This is a genomic window from Streptomyces spinosus (assembly GCF_020400655.1).
In the GTDB taxonomy this organism is placed as follows: domain Bacteria; phylum Actinomycetota; class Actinomycetes; order Streptomycetales; family Streptomycetaceae; genus Streptomyces; species Streptomyces argyrophylli.
This window is the reverse complement of record NZ_JAINRC010000004.1, coordinates 394,545-410,485: the sequence shown is the minus strand read 5'-3', so window position 1 is coordinate 410,485 and position 15,941 is coordinate 394,545. Positions and strand designations below refer to the sequence as shown.

16 protein-coding genes are annotated in these 15,941 nt (G+C 73.4%); 11 read left to right on the top strand and 5 right to left on the bottom strand.

Annotated features, from left to right (window positions below; all coding sequences use genetic code 11):
- Positions 1-83 precede the first annotated feature (83 nt).
- Complete coding sequence (locus LG395_RS11105; RefSeq protein WP_171157081.1) at positions 84-1,226, top strand: glycosyltransferase family 4 protein; 1,143 nt, start codon at positions 84-86, stop codon at positions 1,224-1,226.
- Between the two features lie 186 nt (positions 1,227-1,412).
- Here the strand turns inward: LG395_RS11105 and LG395_RS11100 are convergent, their stop codons facing one another.
- Positions 1,413-3,209, bottom strand: coding sequence for an AMP-dependent synthetase/ligase (locus tag LG395_RS11100; RefSeq protein ID WP_171157083.1), 1,797 nt, complete (start codon positions 3,207-3,209; stop codon positions 1,413-1,415).
- Between the two features lie 307 nt (positions 3,210-3,516).
- Here LG395_RS11100 and LG395_RS11095 point away from each other — a divergent pair, with 307 nt between their 5' ends.
- From LG395_RS11095 to LG395_RS11070, 6 genes are all read left to right on the top strand, one after another.
- On the top strand, positions 3,517-4,314 hold the full coding sequence (locus LG395_RS11095; RefSeq protein ID WP_171157085.1) for a metallophosphoesterase family protein: 798 nt from the start codon (positions 3,517-3,519) through the stop codon (positions 4,312-4,314).
- A 123-nt stretch (positions 4,315-4,437) separates the two neighbouring features.
- The gene (locus tag LG395_RS11090; protein ID WP_225809247.1) at positions 4,438-4,881 is read left to right on the top strand and encodes an SRPBCC family protein; all 444 of its coding nucleotides are present in this window, start codon (positions 4,438-4,440) and stop codon (positions 4,879-4,881) included.
- A 44-nt stretch (positions 4,882-4,925) separates the two neighbouring features.
- Positions 4,926-6,098, top strand: a complete 1,173-nt coding sequence (locus LG395_RS11085; RefSeq protein ID WP_225809246.1) for an ArsA family ATPase — start codon at positions 4,926-4,928, stop codon at positions 6,096-6,098.
- A 55-nt stretch (positions 6,099-6,153) separates the two neighbouring features.
- Positions 6,154-6,642 (top strand): DUF5304 domain-containing protein, encoded by a 489-nt coding sequence (locus tag LG395_RS11080; RefSeq protein ID WP_171157091.1) that lies wholly within the window; start codon positions 6,154-6,156, stop codon positions 6,640-6,642.
- Positions 6,643-6,709: 67 nt separating this feature from the next.
- Positions 6,710-7,663, top strand: coding sequence for an ROK family glucokinase (locus LG395_RS11075; RefSeq protein WP_014672213.1), 954 nt, complete (start codon positions 6,710-6,712; stop codon positions 7,661-7,663).
- 97 nt (positions 7,664-7,760) lie between these two features.
- Positions 7,761-8,504, top strand: a complete 744-nt coding sequence (locus LG395_RS11070; RefSeq protein WP_225809245.1) for an endonuclease/exonuclease/phosphatase family protein — start codon at positions 7,761-7,763, stop codon at positions 8,502-8,504.
- A 6-nt stretch (positions 8,505-8,510) separates the two neighbouring features.
- Here the strand turns inward: LG395_RS11070 and LG395_RS11065 are convergent, their stop codons facing one another.
- Complete coding sequence (locus LG395_RS11065) at positions 8,511-9,140, bottom strand: hypothetical protein (RefSeq protein ID WP_225809243.1); 630 nt, start codon at positions 9,138-9,140, stop codon at positions 8,511-8,513.
- The gene (locus tag LG395_RS11060; protein ID WP_171157096.1) at positions 9,133-9,912 is read right to left on the bottom strand and encodes an alpha/beta hydrolase; all 780 of its coding nucleotides are present in this window, start codon (positions 9,910-9,912) and stop codon (positions 9,133-9,135) included. The genes LG395_RS11065 and LG395_RS11060 overlap by 8 nt, the downstream gene beginning before the upstream one ends.
- Before the next feature lie 105 nt (positions 9,913-10,017).
- Between LG395_RS11060 and LG395_RS11055 the strand changes: the two genes are divergently transcribed.
- The 4 genes from LG395_RS11055 to LG395_RS11040 all read left to right on the top strand — a co-directional run bounded on the left by LG395_RS11055 (position 10,018) and on the right by LG395_RS11040 (position 13,884).
- Positions 10,018-10,791, top strand: coding sequence for a lysophospholipid acyltransferase family protein (locus LG395_RS11055; protein ID WP_225809271.1), 774 nt, complete (start codon positions 10,018-10,020; stop codon positions 10,789-10,791).
- A gap of 38 nt (positions 10,792-10,829) precedes the next feature.
- Entirely contained in the window at positions 10,830-12,065 is a 1,236-nt protein-coding gene (gene macS, locus LG395_RS11050; RefSeq protein WP_171157098.1) for a MacS family sensor histidine kinase, read from the top strand.
- The gene (locus LG395_RS11045; protein WP_171157100.1) at positions 12,062-12,736 is read left to right on the top strand and encodes a response regulator; all 675 of its coding nucleotides are present in this window, start codon (positions 12,062-12,064) and stop codon (positions 12,734-12,736) included. The genes macS and LG395_RS11045 overlap by 4 nt, the downstream gene beginning before the upstream one ends.
- 119 nt (positions 12,737-12,855) lie before the next feature.
- Complete coding sequence (locus tag LG395_RS11040; RefSeq protein ID WP_225809242.1) at positions 12,856-13,884, top strand: 6-phosphofructokinase; 1,029 nt, start codon at positions 12,856-12,858, stop codon at positions 13,882-13,884.
- Positions 13,885-13,900: 16 nt separating this feature from the next.
- Here LG395_RS11040 and LG395_RS11035 read toward each other — a convergent pair whose 3' ends face one another.
- Both LG395_RS11035 and LG395_RS41645 read right to left on the bottom strand, forming a co-directional pair.
- On the bottom strand, positions 13,901-15,772 hold the full coding sequence (locus LG395_RS11035) for an anthranilate synthase family protein (RefSeq protein WP_308071232.1): 1,872 nt from the start codon (positions 15,770-15,772) through the stop codon (positions 13,901-13,903).
- A gap of 100 nt (positions 15,773-15,872) precedes the next feature.
- A complete protein-coding gene (locus LG395_RS41645) occupies positions 15,873-15,929 on the bottom strand; it encodes a trp operon leader peptide (RefSeq protein ID WP_078912442.1) in 57 nt (18 codons plus the stop codon).
- Positions 15,930-15,941: the final 12 nt, after the last annotated feature.

The window sequence follows — 15,941 nt, the reverse complement described above, 5'->3', positions numbered from 1 at the left end:
CATGATGTCGTGCACACCTGTGCGCATGCCACAGGCTCGGCCGCTCCCGGCCGTGAACGCCCCGTTCGGTAGGGTCGGCGGCGATGCACAAGACCCTGATCGTCACCAACGACTTCCCGCCCCGGCCCGGCGGCATCCAGGCCTTCCTGCACAACATGGCACTGCGCCTGGACCCCGGCCGGGTGGTCGTCTACGCCTCCACCTGGAAGCGCGGCCGGGAGGGCGCCGAGGCCACCGCCGCCTTCGACGCCGAGCAGCCCTTCACCGTCGTACGCGACCGTACGACCATGCTGCTGCCCACCCCGCGGGCCACCCGGCGGGCCGTCGGGCTGCTCCGGGAGCACGGGTGCACCTCCGTCTGGTTCGGTGCGGCGGCACCGCTGGGCCTGATGGCGCCCGCGCTGCGCGAGGCCGGCGCCGAGCGGCTGGTGGCCACCACCCACGGCCACGAGGCCGGCTGGGCCCAGCTGCCCGCCGCCCGCCGGCTGCTGCGCCGGATCGGCGAGTCCACGGACACGATCACCTACCTCGGCGAGTACACCCGCTCCCGGATAGCCACCGCCCTCACACCGGAGGCGGCCTCACGGATGGCGCAGCTGCCGCCGGGGGTCGACGAGAAGACCTTCCACCCGGCCTCCGGCGGCGACGCCGTCCGCGCCCGGCTCGGCCTCACCGACCGCCCGGTGGTCGTCTGCGTCTCCCGGCTGGTCCCGCGCAAGGGCCAGGACACCCTGATCCGGGCCCTGCCCCGCATCCTGGCCGCCGAGCCGGACACCGTCCTGCTCGTCGTCGGCGGCGGTCCGTACGAGAAGGACCTGCGCCGACTCGCCCACGAGACGGGGGTCGCCGGCTCGGTGCGCTTCACGGGCGCCGTGCCCTGGGCCGAGCTGCCCGCGCACTACGGCGCCGGGGACGTCTTCGCGATGCCCTGCCGGACCCGGCGCGGCGGCCTGGACGTGGAGGGCCTCGGCATCGTCTACCTGGAGGCGTCGGCGACCGGCCTGCCGGTCGTCGCGGGCGACTCGGGCGGCGCGCCGGACGCGGTCCTCGAGGGCGAGACGGGCTGGGTGGTCCGGGGCGGCTCGGTGGACGAGACCGCCGAACGGATCGTGGCCCTGCTGGCCGACGCCGGGCTGCGCCGCCGCATGGGGGAGCGGGGCCGACGGTGGGTGGAGGAGAAGTGGCGCTGGGACCTGCTGGCGGAGCGGCTGAAGACGCTGCTCTGACACGACGCGGCCGACGCGGCGATCCGCCGGCCGTACGTCACCCGCGGCTGGCTCGTCCCGGGGCGATCGGTGTGAACCCCTTCGCCACCGTCGCGGCCCCCGCCGCACGCACCGTGGCGCGGGTCCCCGCCGAGGACACCCTGTCACGAGGCACCGTCCGGACCACCGGGCGCGTACCGCCGCCGGTCACTTGGCGTAGATCGCCTCGATCTCGTCGGAGTAGTCCTTCGCCACCACGTTCCGCTTCAGCTTCAGCGACGGGGTGAGGTGGCCCGACTCCTCCGTGAACTGGGAGGGCAGAATGCGGAACTTCCGCACCGATTCCGCCTTCGACACCGCGGCGTTGCCGTCGTCCACGGCCGCCTGGATCGCGGCGTTCAGATCCGGGTCGTCCTTCAGCGACGCCGCGGTGGACCCCGCCGGCTTGCCGTGCTCGGCGCACCAGCGGCCGAGGAACTCCTCGTCGATGGTGACCAGCGCGCCCACGAACGGCCGCCCGTCGCCCACCACCATGCACTCCGCCACCAGCGCGTGCGCCCGGATCCGGTCCTCGATCACCGCGGGGGCCACGTTCTTGCCGCCCGCCGTGACGATGATCTCCTTCTTCCGGCCGGTGATCCTCAGATAGCCGTCCTCGTCGAGGGTGCCGATGTCACCGGTGTGGAACCAGCCGTCGGCCAGCGCCTCCGCGGTCGCGGCCGGGTTGTTCCAGTACTCCTTGAACAGGTGCTCGCCGTGCAGCAGCACCTCGCCGTCGTCCGCTATCCGCACCACCGAGCCGGGCAGCGGCTGTCCGACCGTGCCGATCTTCTGCCGGTCCCACGGGTTGAACGCGGTCGCCGCGCAGGACTCGGTCAGGCCGTAGCCCTCCAGCACCGTGAAGCCGATGCCCCGGAAGAAGTGGCCGAGCCGCTCGCCCAGCGGGGCACCGCCGGAGATGGCGTACTCGCCCCGGCCGCCGAGGACCGCGCGCAGCTTGCCGTAGACCAGCTTGTCGAAGACCTTGTGCTTGAGCTTCAGGCCGAACGACGGGCCCGACGGGCTGTCCAGCGCCTTGCTGTAGGCGATGGCGGTGTCCGCCGCCTTGTCGAAGATCGCGCCCTTGCCGTCCGCCTGCGCCTTGGCCCGCGCCGAGTTGTAGACCTTCTCGAAGACCCGCGGCACGCCGAGAATCAGCGTCGGCCGGAACGCGGCCAGCTCGTCGGTGAGGTTCTTGATGTCCGGGACGCAGCCCAGCTTGATCGGCGCCATCATCGGCGCCACCTGCACCAGCCGCCCGAAGACGTGCGCGAGCGGCAGGAAGAGCAGCACGGAGCACTCACCGGTGCGGAACAGCGGGCGCAGCCGCTCCACGACGTTTCCGCACTCGGCGAAGAAGCTGCGGTGGGTGAGGACACAGCCCTTGGGGCGCCCGGTCGTGCCGCTGGTGTAGACGATGGTCGCCGGGTCGTCGGCCTTGGCGAGCGAACTGCGCTCCTCCACCGCCTGGTCCGACACGTCCTGGCCGAGCCGGGCCAGCTCCGCCACGCCCCCGGCCTCGATCTGCCAGACGTGCTTCAGCGCGGGCAGCGACTCGCGCACCGCCTCCACGGCCGCCGTGTGGCCGTCCAGCTCCGTGACGCAGGCGGTGGCGCCCGAGTCGGACAGGATCCACCGCACCTGCTCCGGCGAGCTGGTCTCGTACACGGGCACGGTGATCGCGCCCGCGCTCCAGATCGCGAAGTCCAGGAGCGTCCACTCGTACCGCGTCCGCGACATCAGGCCCACCCGGTCGCCCGGCTGCACCCCGGAGGCGATGAGGCCCTTGGCGGCGGTGCGCACCTCGGCCAGGAACTCCCGGGCGGTCACGTCCTGCCAGGCGCCCTGGGCCTTGCGGGCGATGACGGCGACGTCGGGATGCTGCGCGGCGTTTCTGCGGACGATGTCGGTCAGATTCCCGTCCGCGGGGACCTCGTACAAAGCCGGAAGGCTGAACTCGCGCAAGACTGCTGCTCCTCATAGGGCGCCGGCGCCACGACGTTGTGCGATGCGACGGTGCGGTCCAAGGCTCGGGCAAGTGCTCGGGAACAACATGAGGATTCACCTGTTGAAATCCTGAGCACGACTGGACTGCCCGGACGTTACCCGCCGGTATGGCGTCTACGACAGGGGGTCCAGGCGAGATGTTCGCTGCGTCACACACGTGGGCGTTCCTTCGCGCACAGTAGTCCACGGCCGAACCGACCGGCGAGTAACCGCAGGCCGGCCCGGCACTGTTCACCTGGATCGCACACGCCTACGCTTGATCGCCATGGCATCCACACGTTCCGGCGCCCGGCGGACCCGCGTCCATGTGGTCAGCGACGTGCACGGCAACGCCCGTGACCTGGCCCGGGCCGGCGACGGTGCCGACGCCCTCATCTGTCTCGGCGACCTCGTCCTCTTCCTCGACTACGCCGACCACGCGCGCGGCATCTTCCCGGACCTGTTCGGCGTGGAGAACGCCGACCGCATCGTCGAGCTGCGCACAGCCCGCCGCTTCGAGGAGGCCCGCGCGTTCGGCGCCCGGCTGTGGGCCGGGATCGGCGCCGACCGGGCCACGGCCATCGAGAAGGCCGTGCGCAAGCAGTACGCCGAGCTGTTCGCCGCGTTCCCCACCCCGACGTACGCCACCTACGGAAATGTCGACATGCCGACACTATGGCCGGAGTACGCCCGGCCCGGCACGACGGTCCTCGACGGCCGACGGGCCGAGATCGGCGGGTGGACCTTCGGCTTCGTCGGCGGCGGCCTGCGCACCCCGATGCGCACCCCGTACGAGATCGGCGACGAGGAGTACGCGGCGAAGATCGAGGCCGTCGGCGAGGTCGACGTCCTGTGCACCCACATCCCGCCGGAGGTACCCGAACTGGTCTACGACACCGTGGCCCGCCGCTTCGAACGCGGCAGCCGGGCCCTGCTGGACGCCATCCGCCGCACCCGGCCCCGGTACGCCCTGTTCGGGCACGTGCACCAGCCGCTGGCGCGCCGGATGCGGATCGGCGCCACCGAGTGCGTCAACGTGGGCCACTTCGCCCGGACCGGCACGCCCTGGGCACTCGAATGGTGAGGCCGGGCAGGCGGGGTGAAGGCGGCGGGCCGGCGGCGCGGTAGCCTTCACGCTGCACACACGTGCGCAGCCCGGCGCACACGAACCTCTCCCACCCGGCCCGCATCTGGAGGAGCCACGGCGATGGCGGAACACACCAGTTCGAGCATCACGATCGAGGCCGCTCCGGCCGACGTCATGGCGGTGATCGCCGACTTCGCGCGCTACCCGGACTGGACCGGTGAGGTGAAGGAGGCGGACGTCCTCGCCACGGACGAGCAGGGCCGCGCCGAACAGGTGCGCCTCGTCATGGACGCCGGCGCCATCAAGGACGACCAGACCCTCGCCTACACCTGGACCGGTGACCACGAGGTCTCCTGGACCCTCGTCAAGTCCCAGATGCTCCGTTCCCTCGACGGCTCCTACCTGCTGAAGCCGGCCGGCGCGGGCGCCACCGAGGTCACCTACCAGCTCACGGTCGACGTCAAGATCCCCATGCTGGGCATGATCAAGCGCAAGGCGGAGAAGGTCATCATCGACCGGGCGCTGGCGGGTCTGAAGAAGAGGGTCGAGTCGGGGGAGCAGTAGACAGCTCCGTCCGTCCCCCGCGCACGGCGGTACCGTTCACCGTCATGCGCACCATCCTGATCACGGGCCCCGGCGGCAGCGGTCGTACGACCGTGGCCGCCGCCACCGCGCTCGAAGCCGCCCGCGAGGGCCACCGCACCCTCCTGCTGAGCGCCGACCGCACGGACACCCCCGGCACGGCCCTGGGCACCGCGACAGGACCGGTCCCCACCGAGGTCAGCGCGCACCTCAGCGCCTGGCGGCCCGACGCCGCCGAACGCTTCCGCCAGGACCTCACCGCCTTCCAGACCCGCGCCGTGAACGTCCTCGACCTCCTCGGCGCCGCCCGCCTGGACGCCGAGGAGGTCACCCCGCTGCCCGGCGCCGAGGAACTGTCCTTCCTGCGCGCGCTGCGGGACGCGGCCCTGTCCGAGCGCTACGACCTCCTCGTCGTCGACCTCCCGCCCCTCCCGCAGGCCCTCGCCCTGCTCGCCCTGCCCGAGGAACTGCGCCGCTACCTGCGCCGCCTCCTGCCCCCCGAACGGCAGGCCGCCCGCGCCCTGCGCCCGGTCCTCGGCCGGCTCGCCGGCGTGCCCATGCCCGCCGACTGGCTCTACGAGACGGCCGCCCGCTGGGACGTCGAACTGGCCGCCGTCGAGGCCGTCCTCACCGACCGGAACACCGCCGTGCGCCTGGTCGCCGAGCCCGGCCCGGCCGGCGCCGACGCCGTGCGCACCGCCACCCTCGGCCTCGCCCTGCGCGCCCTGCGCACCGAGTCCCTGATCGCCAGCCGCGTCCTGCCCGAGACCGCCCCCGACAGCTGGCTCTCCGCGCTCCTGGCCCAGCAGCGCAAAACGCTCGCCGACTGGCGGGAGTCGTACGACGTCCACCCCGTCCCGCACCTCGGCCACGACCCGCACGGCCCGGACGACCTCGCCGCCCTCGCGGTGCCCGGCGTCAACCCGGCGACCACCCCGGTCGGGTGGCCTGTCACCGACCGGCTCGCGGAGGACGGCGTGCTGGTGTGGCACCTTCCGCTGCCCGGCGCGATACGGGACGAGCTGGACCTCGTCCGGCGCGGCGACGAACTCCTGATCACCGCGGGCCCGTTCCGCCGCATCGTCGCGCTGCCCTCCGCCCTGCGCCGCTGCACCGTCGCCGGCGCCGGACTCCGGGACGGCGAGCTGCGCATCCGGTTCGCCCCGGACCCCGGCCTGTGGCCCGCCGCCGGACGGTGAACGGGTACGCCCGTTCGGGTAACGTCGTAAAGGCGAACCGGAGTCAGGAGCCGCCATGAGCGAAGAGCGTCCCGCACCCGACCCTTCCCCGGAGGAGCCGGCGAAGGCGACCGACGCCGACGCCTGGGCCACGGCCGCCGCCGAGGACCTCGCCGCCGAGCGAGCCCGCCGCCGCACCGAGCACGGCCCGCCGCCGGGCTCGGCGGCCGAGGAGCTGAAGAAGCTCGTGGACACGGTGGCCGACAAGCTGGCCGGCCTCCAGTCGCCGCTCCTCGGCGGCCTCGCCGGACCCGCCGCCCAGCAGGTGGTGCGGCAGGTCGTCCAGCAGGCGAAGGCCGCCGTCGAGCCCGTCATAGAGCGCAACCCCGACGTCTTCGACCACCTGGCCGCGGCCGGCGGCGAACTGCTCGCCGCCTACCGCTCCGCCGTCCAGGCCCAGGAGCGCCGCTGGACCACCGGCACGGCCGGCCCGGCGGGGGACCGGAAGGGCCCGGGCGACCCGGGCGAGGGCACCGGCCCGGGGGAACGCATCGACCTGGACTGAAGCCCTCGCACGGCAGGGCCTCGGGTACGGTTGGCCGTAGCGGGGCTCGACCGAAACTGAGGGATTCATGGGACTCACCATCGGCGTCGACATCGGCGGCACGAAGATCGCGGCCGGCGTGGTCGACGAGGAAGGCAACATCCTCTCGACCTTCAAGGTGCCGACCCCCACCACGCCCGAGGCCATCGTGGACGCCATCGCCTCGGCGGTGGAGGGCGCGCGTGCCGGGCACGAGATCGTCGGCGTGGGTATCGGCGCGGCCGGTTACGTCAACCGGCAGCGCTCCACGGTGTACTTCGCGCCGAACATCGACTGGCGCAACGAGCCGCTCAAGGAGAAGGTCGAGGCACGCACGGGCCTCCCGGTCGTGGTCGAGAACGACGCCAACGCCGCCGCCTGGGGCGAGTACAAGTTCGGCGCGGGCAAGGGCCACCGCAACGTCATCTGCATCACGCTCGGCACCGGCCTCGGCGGCGGCATCATCATCGGCAACAAGCTGCGCCGCGGCCACTTCGGCGTCGCCGCCGAGTTCGGCCACATCCGGATGGTGCCGGACGGCCTGCTGTGCGGCTGCGGCTCGCAGGGCTGCTGGGAGCAGTACGCCTCCGGCCGCGCCCTGGTCCGCTACGCCAAGCAGCGCGCCAACGCCACCCCGGAGAACGCCGAGCTGCTGCTCTCGCTGGGCGACGGCACCCCGGAGGGCATCGAGGGCAAGCACATCTCCATGGCCGCCCGCCAGGGCGACCCGGTCGCGGTCGACTCCTACCGCGAGCTGGCCCGCTGGGCCGGCGCCGGCCTGGCCGACCTCGCCTCGCTCTTCGACCCGTCCGCCTTCATCGTCGGCGGTGGCCTGTCCGACGAGGGCGAGCTGGTCCTCGACCCCATCCGCAAGTCCTACAAGCGCTGGCTGGTCGGCGGCAACTGGCGCCCGGTCGCCGACGTGATCGCGGCCCAGCTGGGCAACAAGGCCGGCATGGTGGGCGCGGCGGACCTGGCCCGGGAGCCCGACCCGATCATGTAGCGCGCGAAGGGGCGCGAGGAACGGCGCGGCGAGTCACGACGGATGGGGCTCGCCCGCGGTCCCCGCGCCCCGGCCCACGGGGCGTACATTGATCCACATGGCGCTGCTCCCCGACTCCGCAACGCAGGCCGACGGCTCCGCGGTCGTCCGTGTCCTGAGCTACAACATCCGCTCGATGCGCGACGACACGGACGCGCTGGCGAGGATCATCACCGCCTGCGCCCCCGACCTGGTCCTGCTCCAGGAGGCCCCCCGCTTCTTCCGCTGGCGCAAGAAGCTGGCGCGGCTCGCCGCGGCCTCCGGCCAGGTCGTCCTCACCGGTGGCGCCACGGCGGCGGGACCGGCGATCCTGTGCTCCCTGCGCGCCACCGTCGAACGTACGGAGGACATCCTCCTCCCGCTCACCCCGGGCCTGCACCGGCGCGGCTTCGCCACGGCGGTGGTCCGCTTCGGCGGTGCCCGCCTCGGCGTGCTCAGCTGCCACCTGTCGCTCCAGGGGGACGAGCGCCACGACCAGGGCGGCCTGCTCCTCGACCGTCTCGCCGGACTCGGTGTGGAGCACGCCGTCGCGGGCGGCGACCTCAACGAGGGGCCCGAGGGCCGCACCTTCCGCCGGCTCGCCGGTACCCTCCAGGACTGCCGCGCTACCGCTCCCTGGGGCGGCGAGTTCACCTCCACGCCCACCGACCCCCACCAGCGCATCGACGCGGTCTTCGCGACCAAGGGCATCGAGGTGCTGGGCTGCGGGGTGCCCCTGGACCAGCCGGGCGTGCGCGAGGCGGACCTCAGGGCGGCCACGGACCACCTCCCGGTCCTCGCCGCCCTCAGGATCCCGGCCTGAGCCGGCTCAGACCACCGCGCCGCGCCCCGGGTCGTCGTCCTCCTCGTCGTCCGTCCGCATCCGCGTCACCAGCGTCCCGAAGCCGCCGAGGAAGCCGCCGATGCCGAGGGTCGCCAGCCACCAGGTCATGTCCCAGCCCAGCACCACCGCCAGCAGGAGCAGCACCGGGCCGCCGACCACACCGAGCCAGGCGAACCTGGCGGTCGCGTCCGAGGTCGGCAGCGGGGGCGGCTCCGGCGGCACGAAGTGGCCCTCGTCGTCCTCGTCGAAGTCGTCGTCGGACGGCTCGGACGCCGTGTAGTCCCGCGGGCCGACGCCCGGCGCGAAGGAGACCGAGCCGCCCAGCGGCCGGGCGGGCTGCCCGCCCGCGGACTCCTCCGGGTCCTCGCGCGGCTCGCCCTCCTGGTCCTTCGCCGCCTTCTTCTCCAGCAGCGCGAGGTCCTCGACCGGCTTGAAGGGCCGGGCGCCCGGCGGGTCCGGCGGCTCCTCGCCGTACCCGGCGACGATGGCGCGCCAGGCGGCGTCCTCGTCGAACGGCACCTCCTGCCGCTCCGGCTCGCGGGTCTCGTGGCCGCCCTGGTCCTCGTGGCCTTCACGGCCCTCGCGGTCCTCACGGTCGGAGTAGTGCTCAGCCAACTGCGGCCGTCCCTTCCTTGCCGACACCGGGTGCGAGCCGGCCGATGAAGGCGAGGCTCTCCTCGAAGATCCGGTCCGCGTCCTTGTCCAACGTCGCGACGTGGTAACTGTGTTCCAGCACGATCTCCGTGACGTCCGTGGCCGACACCCGGCTCAGCACCCGGGCCGAGTCGGCCGCCGGGACGACGTGGTCCCGGGCGCTGCGCAGCAGCAGCAACGGCTGGGTGACCTGGGGCAGCTCGCCGTCCAGCCGGCGCAGGAACATCCGCAGCGAGTGCGCCGCGTGCAGCGGCACCCGGTCGTAGCCCAGCTCGGCCGCGCCCTCCTTCGCGATGTCGCTGGCGATGCCCTTGGTCGTGCGCACCAGGTGCCGGGCCACCGGAAGGGCGTACGCCGACAGGCCGTGCACCTTGTTGGCCGGGTTGACGACCACCGTGCCCGCGACCCGCCCGCCGTGCCGGGCCGCGAGCCTCAGGGCCAGCGCCCCGCCCATCGACAGGCCCGCGACGAACACCCGGGAGCAGCGCTCGGCGAGCAGCCGCAGTTCGCGGTCCACCTGCGCGTACCAGTCCTGCCAGGTGGTGAGCTGCATGTCCTCCCAGCGGGTGCCGTGGCCGGGCAGCAGGGGCAGGGAGACGGTCAGGCCGTGGGCCGCGTGGTGCTCCGCCCAGGGGCGCAGCGACTGGGGCGAGCCGGTGAAGCCGTGGCAGAGGAGAACCCCCACCTCACCGCCCTCGTGGCGGTACGGCTCGGCTCCGGGGAGAACTGGCATGTGCTTCACCGTACGCGACCGCACCGACACCGACCAGGGTCGTCGGGCTCATTGACGGTCCCGCGGGTTAAGGTCTGTTCGGAGAAACCAGGAGGCATACGGGTGTTGTACGGCGCGATGAAGGTCGCCATCGGAGGGCCGCTGAAGGTCGCCTTCAGGCCATGGGTGGAGGGCCTGGAGAACATTCCGGCCACGGGCCCGGCCATCCTGGCCAGTAACCACCTGTCCTTCTCGGACTCGTTCTTCCTGCCGGTGATGCTGGACCGCAAGGTCACCTTCATCGCCAAGGCGGAGTACTTCACCACCCCGGGTGTGAAGGGCCGGCTCACCGCCGCCTTCTTCAAGGGCGTCGGCCAGCTCCCGGTGGACCGTTCCGGGGCGCGCGGCGCCGGTGAGGCGGCGATCAAGAGCGGCATAGAGGTGCTGGAGCGGGGCGAGCTGTTCGGCATCTACCCGGAGGGCACCCGCTCGCCCGACGGACGGCTGTACCGGGGCAAGCCGGGCGGCCTCGCGCGCGTGGCCCTCGCCACCGGCGCGCCGGTCATCCCCGTGGCCATGATCGACACGGAGAAGATCCAGCCGCCCGGGCAGGTCGTGCCGAAGCTGATGCGGCCGGGCATCCGCATAGGCAAGCCCATGGACTTCAGCCGGTACCAGGGCATGGAGCACGACCGGTTCGTGCTGCGCGCGCTGACCGACGAGGTCATGTACGAGATCATGAAGCTCTCCGGCCAGGAGTACGTCGACGTCTACGCGACCGCCGCCAAGCGGCAGATCGCGGAGGCGGCGAAGGCCGCCAGGGAAGCGGAGAAGGCCGAGAAGGCGGCGAGGGCCGCCAAGGAGGCGGAGCAGGCCGGCGAGGAGCAGGCCGGGTCCTAGACAGGGCACGAGGGGGAACCGGAGGGGGACCGGGGGACATGCCCAAGCGTGAACGCGTCATGCGCATGTCGGTCGAGCTGCCGCTGTGGCGCGCGCTCGCCGGCTACCGCGTCCTGACCATGCTGTACGCGATCGGCCTGTGCGCCACCGCGTACGACCACTTCGTGCGGCCCTGGGTCGCCGTCGCCTACTACGCCGTCCTGGCCGTGTGGACCCTCGCCACCCTCCCCAGGGTGGCGAGCGCGGCGAGCTGCACCCGGCGCTTCCTGGCCGCCGACCTGACCGTCGCCCTCGTCGGCATCCTGCTCACCCCGGTCGCCGACAACCACGAGCGGATCGCGGGCGGCGGCCCCACCCTGCCGTCGATATGGACGGCGGGCGCGGTGCTGGCCTTCGCCCTCAAGGGCGGCTGGCGCTGGGCGGCCGTCGCCTCCACGGCCGTGGCCGCCGTCAACCTGGTCGAGCGCGGCCGGCCGGCCCGGGACACCGTGCACAACGTGATCCTCGTCTGGGTGGCCTCCATCGCCATCGGCTACGTGGTGGAGGTGGCCCGCGCCTCCGAGCGCACCCTGGCCCGCGCACTGGAGATCGAGGCCGCCACCCGCGAGCGGGAGCGGCTGGCCCGCGACATCCACGACGGCGTGCTCCAGGTGCTGGCGATGGTGAAGCGCCGGGGCGCGGCCCTCGGCGGCGAGGCGGCGGAACTGGGCCGGCTGGCCGGGGAGCAGGAGGTGGCCCTGCGCACGCTGGTGTCGGGCGGCCTGGTCCCGGTGTCCCGGGTCTCGGAGGACCTGGCGGCCGGGGCCGTGGTCCGCGCGGTGGAGGAGCCCGACGAGGACGGCCCGGCCGGCCCGGTCGACCTGCGCTCCCTGCTCGCCCGGTACGCGTGCGCCCGGGTCAGCCTCGCCGAGCCCGGCGCCCCGGTGCCGCTGCCGTCGGCCGCGGCGCGCGAGGTGGCCGCCGCGGTCGGGGCCGCCCTGGACAACGTGCGCCTGCACGCGGGGGCGGACGCCAAGGCCTGGATCCTGGTGGAGGACGAGCCGGACGAGATCGTCGTCACCGTCCGGGACGACGGCCCCGGCATCCCCGAGGGCCGGCTGGCCCAGGCCGAGGGCGAGGGCCGGCTCGGGGTGGCGCAGTCGATCCGGGGGCGGCTGCGCGACCTCGGCGGCAGCGCCGAGATCGTCTCCGTGCCCGGACAGGGCACGGAAGTGGAACTGAAGGTACCGAAGGGCGCCGTGCGGGCGCGGGGGAAGAAGGCGGAGCAGCGATGACACAGCAGGACCCGATCAAGGTCATGGTGGTGGACGACCACCCGATGTGGCGTGACGCGGTCGCCCGTGACCTGGCCGAGTCCGGCTTCGAGGTGGTCGCCACCGCCGGCGACGGCGAGCAGGCGGTCCGCCGCGCCAAGGCCGCCGCCCCGGACGTCCTCGTGCTGGACCTCAACCTGCCCGCCAAGCCCGGCGTCCAGGTGTGCAAGGAACTCGTCGGCCACAACCCGGCGTTGCGCGTCCTCGTCCTGTCGGCGAGCGGCGAGCACGCGGACGTGCTGGAGGCCGTGAAGTCCGGCGCGACCGGCTATCTGCTGAAGTCGGCCTCCACCGCGGAACTGCTGGACGCGGTGCGCCGCACCGCCGTCGGCGACCCGGTGTTCACGCCGGGCCTCGCCGGTCTGGTCCTCGGCGAGTACCGGCGGCTGGCCGCCGAGCCCGCGCCCGCGCCGGACGCCGACGAGCCGGGCGCGCCCCGGCTGACGGACCGGGAGACGGAGGTGCTGCGGCTGGTGGCGAAGGGCCTGAGCTACAAGCAGATCGCCGAACGCCTCGTCATCTCCCACCGCACGGTGCAGAACCACGTGCAGAACACCCTCGGCAAGCTCCAGCTGCACAACCGGGTGGAGCTGGTGCGGTACGCGATCGAACGCGGCCTCGACGAGGAGTAGGACCGGCGCGGTCCGCTTCCGGCCGTGCATCGGAATCACCCTTCCCGCCCCTCCCGGTGTGACCTGAATCACCATTAGCGTGACCGGGTGTCAGGGAACCGCTGCGAAGGGACATTTCCATGCGGGTCGGAGTACTGACCGGAGGCGGCGACTGCCCCGGGCTCAACGCCGTCATCCGGGGCATCGTCCGCAAGGGCGTGCAGGAGTACGGCTACGACTTCGTCGGCTTCCGGGACGGCTGGCGGGGTCCCCTCGAAGGCGACACCGTCCGTCTCGACATCCCCGCGGTGCGCGGCATCCTGCCCCGCGGCGGCACCATCCTCGGCTCCTCGCGGACCAACCCCCTCAAGGCGGACGACGGCATCCGCCGGATCAAGGCCAACCTGGCCAAGCTGGACGTCCAGGCCCTCGTCGTGATCGGCGGCGAGGACACCCTGGGCGTCGCCGCGCGGCTGTCCGGCGAGTACGGGGTGCCCTGCGTCGGGGTGCCCAAGACGATAGACAACGACCTGGCGGCCACCGACTACACCTTCGGCTTCGACACCGCCGTCAACATCGCCACCGAGGCCATCGACCGGCTGCACACCACCGCCGAGTCCCACATGCGGGTCCTGGTGGTGGAGGTGATGGGCCGGCACGCCGGGTGGATCGCCCTGCACTCCGGCCTGGCCGGCGGCGCCAACGTCATCCTCATCCCCGAGCAGCGCTTCGACATCGAGCAGGTCTGCGACTGGGTGACCTCCCGGTTCCGGGCGTCGTACGCGCCGATCGTGGTCGTCGCCGAGGGCGCCGTGCCGAAGGACGGGGACATGGTGCTCAAGGACCGGTCGCTGGACTCCTTCGGGCACGTCCGGCTGTCCGGGGTGGGCGAGTGGCTCGCCAAGGAGATCGAGAAGCGCACCGGGAAGGAGGCCCGCACCACGGTCCTCGGACACGTCCAGCGCGGCGGCACCCCGAGCGCCTTCGACCGCTGGCTCGCCACCCGCTTCGGTCTGCACGCCATCGACTGCGTCCACGACGGCGACTTCGGCACGATGGTCGCCCTGCGCGCCACCGACATCGTCCGCGTCCCCCTGGCCGAGGCGACGGCCCGGCTGAAGACGGTGGACCCGGGGCTGTACCGGGAGATCGGGGTGTTCTTCGGCTGAAGGCGGCCCTGCGCGGCTACACGGTCGTGCGGCGCAGCCGCCCGATCAGCTCCCGTACGACCGCCGTGCCGTTCAGGGTCAGCACCGACTCGGGGTGGAACTGCACGCCCGCGAAGCCGGGGCCCCGCAGCGCGTGCACCTCGCCGTTGGCCGCGCGGCTCACCTCGACGCCGTGCGCGGCCAGTTCGCGGGCCGCCTCGTCGTCGCAGCGCGCCGTGAAGCTGTTGTAGAAGCCGACCGTCTCCGGCCGCCCGAACAGGTCGATCCGCGTCTGCGCCCCCTGGTACGGCACCTCCTTGCGGACCAGGTCCAGGCCCAGCTCGGCCGCGAGCAGCTCGTGCCCCAGGCAGACGCCCAGCACCCCGTGCCGGTGCTCGCGGACCACGGTGGCCGCGAGCTCCCGCAGGAACCGCATCTTCGGGTCGGCCCCGTCACGCGGGTCGCCCGGTCCGGGGCCCAGCACCACCGGCCCCTCGTGCGCGAGGACGTCCGCCCGCAGCCCCGGCTCGTCGTAGCGCCGTACCGTCACCTCCAGGCCGCCCGAGCGCAGCACGTGCGCCAGCATCGCCGTGAAGGTGTCCTCGCCGTCGACGACCAGCGCGTGGCCGGCCGGCTCCGGCGCGCGCTCCTGCATCCGCAGCCAGAACGGCGCGAGCCCGGCCCGGCGCCCGTCCAGCGCGGCCCGCACCCGGGGGTCGTCGGCCAGCCGGGGCCGCTCCCGCTCCGCCCGCGGCCGGGACGGCCGTACCCCGAGGGCGGCCAGCACCCCCGCCGCCTTCGCGTGGGTCTCGGCGACCTCGCCGGCCGGGTCGGAGCCGCGCACCAGCGTCGCCCCCACCGCGACACGCAGCCGGCCGCCGGCGGAGATGTCGGCGGTGCGGATCAGGATGGGGGAGTCCAGGGTCTGCGTGCCCCCGGAGTCCCGCCCGAGCAGGGCGAGCGCCCCGGCGTAGTACCCGCGTGCCACGCCGTCCCGCCCGAGGGGCTCGTACCGCTCGATCACCCGGCACGCGTTCTGCACCGGCGACCCGGTCACCGTCGCCGCGAACATGGTCTCCCGCAGCACCTCCCGCACGTCCAGCGAGGACTTCCCGCGCAGCTCGTACTCGGTGTGCGCGAGGTGGGCCATCTCCTTCAGCCGCGGGCCGACGACGACCCCGCCCCGGTCGCCGACGGTGCACATCATCTTGAGCTCCTCGTCGACGACCATCGACAGCTCCTCGATCTCCTTGCCGTCGGCGAGGAAGCCGAGCAGGTGCTCGGGGGTCGGGCCCTCGGGCGGGTAGCGGTAGGTCCCGCTGATCGGGTTCATCACGACGGTCCCGCCGCTCATGCGGACGTGCACCTCCGGACTCGCCCCCACCAGCGTCCGGTCCCCGGTGTGCACCACGAACGTCCAGTACGCGCCCCGCTCGCCCTCCAGCAGCCGCCGGAACAGCGCGAGCGCGTCGGCGCGGCCGAAGCCGGGGATCCCGCCCTCGTAGGTGCGCCGGATCACGAAGTTCGCGCCCTCGCCCCGGCCGATCTCCTCGCGCAGCACCCGCCCGACGGTCTCCGCGTACTCCTCGTCGCTCACGTCGAAGCCGCCGCCCTCGACCCGCACCTCGTGCGCGGGGAGCCGGCGGAGGGCCTGGTCCAGCGGCAGCGTGTGCGTCTCCTGCGGGGTGAGCACCAGCAGCGGGGTGCCGTCGTCGCGGACGTCGAAGCCGCGCTCGCGGATCTGCCGGAACGGAATCAGGGCGAGACCCTCGTCGGGCAGGTCGGCGAGCCGGTCCCGGCCGCTCACCGGGCCGAGCAGCACCTCCACCAGGTCCTCGTCACGGCCCGGGGTGCGGCGGCGGAGCAGGGCGAAGGGGCGGGGATCGGACAGCAGGTCCATGAGGTCCACGGGTCGGGCTCCTTCTGAGTCGTCTGACGGAGAGGAACGACCCCGGACACGCCGAAGGCCGCCCCTCGGGCGGCCTTCGCGAAGTCTTGCGTACGCGCAGTCAGTGGGCCGCCGGATGAGCGGTCCACCACCAGTTCTGGGTCGAAAGCGCGAACATGCGACGCACCTT